Consider the following 5,321-nt stretch of genomic DNA (forward strand, 5'->3'; position numbering starts at 1 on the left):
CCCCCTTCCGCCGCAGCGGACAGGCCGCCTCCCGGCGCGAGCGCCCCGGCGAGTACGCGGGCGCCGCACCGCGCATCGCGCACGAAGGCGTGGGACGGGAGCGGGCGTTCATCTCTGTCCCCGAGGCCGGGAGGAAGCGGAAGCGGGACGCTCGCGGTTTCTCGGACGTGCCGGTCAGCGGAGCGCCTCCGCGTCGATCCCGAGCGTTTCGGACAGGGCGCGCTCGCCCGCCTCCGTCACCTTCACCGCCCGCTCGGAGCCGATGCGTACGCACCACCCCGCGTCCAGGGCGTGCCGGCACAGGGCCGCGCCCGCCACCCCGGCGAGGTGCGGACGGCGTTCCGTCCAGTCCAGACAGGCGCGGGCCAGCGGTCGGCGGCCCCGGCGATCGAGACCGATACCGGCCGCGTCGAACCAGCGCAGCCCGGCGTCGGTGAGCGCGAACCCGGTGTCCTGGCGCAGCAGTCCCCGCGCGGTGAGCGCGTCGGTGACGGCGATACCGAGCCGCCCGGCGAGATGGTCGTAGCAGGTCCGCCCGCGGGCCATGGCGGAACCGGCCCCCGACTGCCGCAGCGTGCGCGGGCGTTCGCCGGTGCCCGGTGCGACCTGCGCGGTCAGGTCCTCCACCAGCTGGGCGACCCGCGCGTCGGCCGGCCGCACGTACCGGTGCCGCCCCTGCCGTTCCTCGGCGAGCAGTCCGCCGGCGACCAGCTTGCCGAGATGCTCGCTCAGCGTGGAGGCGGCCACCCCGCAGTGCCGGGCCAGCTCGCCCGCCGTCCAGGCCCGCCCGTCCAGCAGCGCCAGCAGACACGCGGCCCGGGTCTCGTCGGCGATCAGCGCGGCGAGCCGGGCCAGCCCCGCCGCCCGGGGATCCTTCGTCCTCATGCCCTCCAGCATGGGACACGGACACTTCGCCCGTCACCGAAGCGTCCGCGACCCCTCGGGCGGGGGCCTGTCGAAGGGCGCCGGGCCCGGTCGCACGCTTTCACGTGGTGCGGTGGGCGTGCCCTGGCCGCCGTTGTCGTGGGCGGTGGGGGTCTGTCCGGTGGGATCCGTCGGAGGGCGCGGGGTCCGCGCACCCCCTCACGGTCCGGCGGGCGGGTGACGGCTCTGGCCCCGCTGTCGTCGGCCGCCGGCGCTGTCCCGCTCGACCCGGCGGAGCGGTGTCACCCCGTCCACGCCCCCTCCGCCCAGCAGCCGGAGGTCCCGCATCCCGCCGGCCCGGGCTTCACGGAACCGCCGGTGTCCCCGGGCCCGGCCCGCCGGTCCGCACCTGCTCGTACTGCAGCGCCAGCCCGTCGAGCAGCGCGGCCAGCCCCGTCTCGAAGGCCCGCTCGTCGATCTTCTCCTGCTGCTCGGCGAGCAGATGGGCCTGGCCGAGATGGGGGTAGTCGGCGGGATCGTAGGCGCTCGCGTCGTCGACGAAGCCGCCCGCGAAGGAGCCGAGCGCGGAACCCATGATGAAGTACCGCATCAGCGCGCCGATGGAGGTGGCCTGGGCGGGCGGCCAGCCCTCCTCGACCATCGCCCCGTAGGCCGCGTCCGCGAGCCGCAGTGCGGCCGGGCGGCGGCCCGGGCCGCGGGCCAGGACCGGGACGATGTTCGGGTGGTCGCGCAGTGCGTTGCGGTAGGAGACCGCCCAGTCGTGCAGCGCGGTCCGCCAGTCCCGCCCGTCCTCGAACATCGACAGGTCGACCTGCGCGCTCACCGAGTCGGCCACCGCCTCGAGGATCTCGTCCTTGGTGCGGAAGTGGTTGTAGAGCGAGGGCCCGCTCACCCCCAGCTCCGCGGCGAGCCGGCGCGTGGAGACGGCGGCCAGGCCCTCCGCGTCCACGAGCGCGCGGGCCGTCTCGACGATCCGGTCGGTGCTGAGCAAGGGCTTGCGCGGTCGGGCCATGGCGCACATAGTAGGACCGCGACCGGAAACTAGCAGTGCTAATTTAAAGGCGCGGTCCTCGGACGCGCACGGCAAGCGGACCTCACATGGGGTGACTCGGTATGGACCTGGAGCTGAGTGACGAGCAGGAGGCCGTCCGCCGGCTCGCCCGGGACTTCGTGGAGCGCGAGGTCGCGCCCCACGCCACCGCCTGGGACCGGGCCGAGGAGGTGGACCGCGGCATCGTCAAGAAGCTCGGCGAGGTCGGCTTCCTCGGGCTGACGGTCGACGAGGAGTACGGCGGGTCCGGCGGCGACCATCTCGCGTACTGCCTGGTCACCGAGGAACTGGGCCGCGGTGACTCCTCGGTGCGCGGTATCGTCTCCGTCTCCCTCGGCCTGGTCGCCAAGACGATCGCCGCCCGGGGGAGCGAGGAGCAGAAGCGGACCTGGCTGCCGGGCCTCACCTCCGGGGAGTACGTCGGCTGCTTCGGCCTCACCGAGCCGGGCACCGGCTCCGACGCCGGCAGCCTCACCACGCGCGCCGTGCGCGAAGGCGACCAGTACGTCATCAACGGCACCAAGATGTTCATCACCAACGGCACCTGGGCCGACGTCGTCCTGCTCTTCGCGCGCTCCACCGACGCCCCCGGACACAAGGGTGTCTCCGCCTTCCTGGTCCCCGCCGACACCCCCGGCCTGACCCGCCGCACCGTCCACGGCAAGCTCGGCCTGCGCGGCCAGGCCACCGCCGAACTGGTCCTCCAGGACGTCCGCGTGCCCGCCTCCGCGATGCTGGGGGAGGAGGGCAAGGGCTTCTCGGTCGCCATGTCCGCCCTCGCCAAGGGCCGGATGTCGGTCGCGGCCGGTTGTGTCGGCATCGCCCAGGCCGCCCTGGACGCCGCCGTGCGTTACGCGGGGGAGCGGGAGCAGTTCGGCAAGCCCATCGCCCGTCACCAGCTGGTCCAGGAGCTGATCAGCGACATCGCCGTGGACGTCGACGCGGCCCGGTTGCTGACCTGGCGGGTCGCCGACCTGATCGACCGGGGCCGGCCGTTCGCCGTCGAGTCCTCCAAGGCCAAGCTCTTCGCCTCGGAGGCGGCCGTCCGCGCGGCCAGCAACGCCCTGCAGGTCTTCGGCGGCTACGGCTACATCGACGAGTACCCGGCGGGCAAACTCCTGCGCGACGCGCGCGTGATGACCCTGTACGAGGGCACCAGCCAGATCCAGAAGCTGGTCATCGGCCGGGCCCTGACCGGGGTTTCGGCGTTCTGAGTACGAGCTCTGAGTATCCGAGCGGATGTGGCCGCGGCCGCATCCGCCGATTCTTGTCCCCATGAGCGACACACCGGTCAAGCAGCAGAGTACGGCCGCCTTCTACATACAGGCCATGGCGTCCTTCGGAGTGGCCATGGGCGCCACCGCGATCGGCATCTTCAACCTGGAGACCGACGTCTGGGTCCGTGCCTTCCTGGGCATCGCGGTCCTGTACCTCGTCACCTCCGCGTTCACCCTGGCCAAGGTCATCCGCGACCGCCAGGAGGCCGGCGCGATCGTAAACCGGGTCGACCAGGCCCGCCTCGAGAAGCTCCTCGCCGAGTACGACCCGCTGCAGAAGCTCTGACGCAGACCGCCACTAAGCGCCCGCTCACCCTTGCCGGTATGGTGTTACCCCTGCCAGCGAATGAGGTGAGCGATGAGTACGGCGGAGGAGACGGCCGGCGGTGAGGCGCAGCCGTGGGGTGAGGTCACGCCCGACGCGGCCCGACGGCTGCTGCTCGCTGCCGTGGAGGCGTTCGCGGAGCGCGGCTACCACGCCACGACGACCCGCGACATCGCGGGCCGCGCCGGGATGAGCCCGGCCGCGCTCTACATCCACTACAAGACCAAGGAAGAGCTGCTCCACCGCATCAGCAGGATCGGCCACGAGAAGGCCGTGGAGATCCTGCGCACGGCGGCCCGCTCCGAGGGCGGCCCGGCCGAGCGGCTCGCCGACGCGGTCAGCTCCTTCGTCCGCTGGCACGCGGGCGGCCGCACCACCGCCCGGGTCGTGCAGTACGAACTCGACTCGCTCGGGCCCGACGCCCGCGCGGAGATCCTCGCCCTGCGGCGCCAGGTCGACGCCGAGGTGCGCGGGATCATCGAGGAGGGCGTGCGCTCCGGCGACTTCGACGTCACCGACGTACAGGGCACCACCGTCGCCGTGCTCTCGCTGTGCATCGACGTGGCCCGCTGGTTCAACCTGGACGGGCCCCGCACGCCCGAACAGGTCGGCGAGCTCTACGCCGATCTCGTGCTCAGGATGGTCGGGGCCCGCAGGGCCGGCGCCGCTCAGAGGTAGTAGCGGGCCACCGACTCGGCCACGCACACCGGCTTGTCGCCGCCCTCGCGCTCCACGGTGAACGCCGTGGACACCTGGACCCCGCCCGGCACCTCGTCCACGGCGCTGATCGTCGCGGTGGCGCGCACCCGCGAGCCGACCGGCACCGGCGCGGGGAAACGCACCTTGTTGGTGCCGTAGTTGACACCCATCTTCACGCCCTCGACGGAGATCAGCTGCGGGCCGAACAGCGGCAGCAGCGACAGCGTCAGATAGCCGTGCGCGATGGTCGTCCCGAACGGCCCCGCCGCGGCCTTCTCCGGGTCGACGTGGATCCACTGGTGGTCCCCGGTGGCCTCGGCGAACAGGTCGATCCGCTTCTGGTCGACCTCCAGCCAGTCGGTGTACCCCAGCTGCTCGCCCACCGCCGCCTTCAGGTCGTCGGCGGACGTGAAGATCCTCGGCTCTGCCATGTCCCGGCCTCTCGCGTCACGTAGTCGCAGGCGCATCCGAGTGCGCATGTCTAAGCAACTGCTTAGCATGGTCGTCCCGGGGGCCCCTGTCAACGGACACGGGCGTCCCGGGGCGGCTGGGCGGTCGGTAGTGTTCGAGGAGTGCACCGGATTCCAGAGAAGATCCACGAACTCACGGTCGGCCAGCTCTCCGCCCGAAGCGGCGCCGCCGTCTCCGCCCTGCACTTCTACGAGTCCAAAGGGCTGATCAGCAGTCGCCGCACCCCGGGCAACCAGCACCGCTACAGTCGCGACACCCTGCGCCGGGTCGCCTTCATCCGCGCCGCCCAGCGGGTCGGCATCCCGCTCGACACGATCCGGGAGGCGCTCGCCGAGCTGCCCGAGGAACGCACCCCCACCCGGGACGACTGGGCGCACCTCTCGGAGGCCTGGCGTTCCGAGCTGGACGAGCGCATCCAGCAGCTCAACCGCCTGCGGGACCACCTCACGGACTGCATCGGCTGCGGCTGTCTCTCCCTGGACAGCTGTGTCCTGTCCAACCCGGACGACGTCTTCGGCGAACGCCTGACGGGCTCCCGCCTGCTGCAGGACGGTCACTGACCCGCACCGGACGCCGGACCGCGCCGTACCCGGCCGCGTTCTCCCCGGCGGGG

General features: G+C 72.6%; 7 protein-coding genes. 4 read left to right on the forward strand and 3 right to left on the reverse strand.

Going from position 1 to position 5,321, the window contains the following annotated elements; all coding sequences use genetic code 11:
* Nucleotides 1-174: 174 nt before the first annotated feature.
* Together B9S61_RS13320 and B9S61_RS13325 are read right to left on the reverse strand one after the other, a co-directional pair.
* Nucleotides 175-885 carry an ArsR/SmtB family transcription factor gene (locus B9S61_RS13320; RefSeq protein WP_374936206.1) on the reverse strand — a complete coding sequence of 237 codons (711 nt, stop codon included), beginning with the start codon at nt 883-885 and terminating at the stop codon, nt 175-177.
* A 343-nt stretch (nt 886-1,228) separates the two neighbouring features.
* The gene (locus B9S61_RS13325; protein ID WP_103542451.1) at nt 1,229-1,897 is read right to left on the reverse strand and encodes a TetR/AcrR family transcriptional regulator; all 669 of its coding nucleotides are present in this window, start codon (nt 1,895-1,897) and stop codon (nt 1,229-1,231) included.
* 101 nt (nt 1,898-1,998) lie between these two features.
* Between B9S61_RS13325 and B9S61_RS13330 the strand changes: the two genes are divergently transcribed.
* From B9S61_RS13330 to B9S61_RS13340, 3 genes are all read left to right on the forward strand, one after another.
* Nucleotides 1,999-3,150 (forward strand): acyl-CoA dehydrogenase family protein, encoded by a 1,152-nt coding sequence (locus B9S61_RS13330; protein WP_103542452.1) that lies wholly within the window; start codon nt 1,999-2,001, stop codon nt 3,148-3,150.
* 61 nt (nt 3,151-3,211) lie between these two features.
* The gene (locus B9S61_RS13335; protein ID WP_103542453.1) at nt 3,212-3,499 is read left to right on the forward strand and encodes a YiaA/YiaB family inner membrane protein; all 288 of its coding nucleotides are present in this window, start codon (nt 3,212-3,214) and stop codon (nt 3,497-3,499) included.
* 72 nt (nt 3,500-3,571) lie between these two features.
* Nucleotides 3,572-4,216 carry a TetR/AcrR family transcriptional regulator gene (locus B9S61_RS13340; RefSeq protein ID WP_103542454.1) on the forward strand — a complete coding sequence of 215 codons (645 nt, stop codon included), beginning with the start codon at nt 3,572-3,574 and terminating at the stop codon, nt 4,214-4,216.
* Here the strand turns inward: B9S61_RS13340 and B9S61_RS13345 are convergent.
* Nucleotides 4,207-4,668 carry a MaoC family dehydratase gene (locus B9S61_RS13345; protein WP_103542455.1) on the reverse strand — a complete coding sequence of 154 codons (462 nt, stop codon included), beginning with the start codon at nt 4,666-4,668 and terminating at the stop codon, nt 4,207-4,209. The two genes, B9S61_RS13340 and B9S61_RS13345, sit on opposite strands and share 10 nt — an antisense overlap.
* 141 nt (nt 4,669-4,809) lie before the next feature.
* On the opposite strand from B9S61_RS13345, the gene soxR reads away from it, so the two are divergent.
* Complete coding sequence (gene soxR, locus B9S61_RS13350; protein ID WP_103542456.1) at nt 4,810-5,268, forward strand: redox-sensitive transcriptional activator SoxR; 459 nt, start codon at nt 4,810-4,812, stop codon at nt 5,266-5,268.
* The last annotated feature ends 53 nt before the right edge of the window (nt 5,269-5,321 follow it).

It is taken from the genome of Streptomyces sp. SM1 (genome assembly GCF_002910825.1).
GTDB lineage: Bacteria > Actinomycetota > Actinomycetes > Streptomycetales > Streptomycetaceae > Streptomyces > Streptomyces okerensis.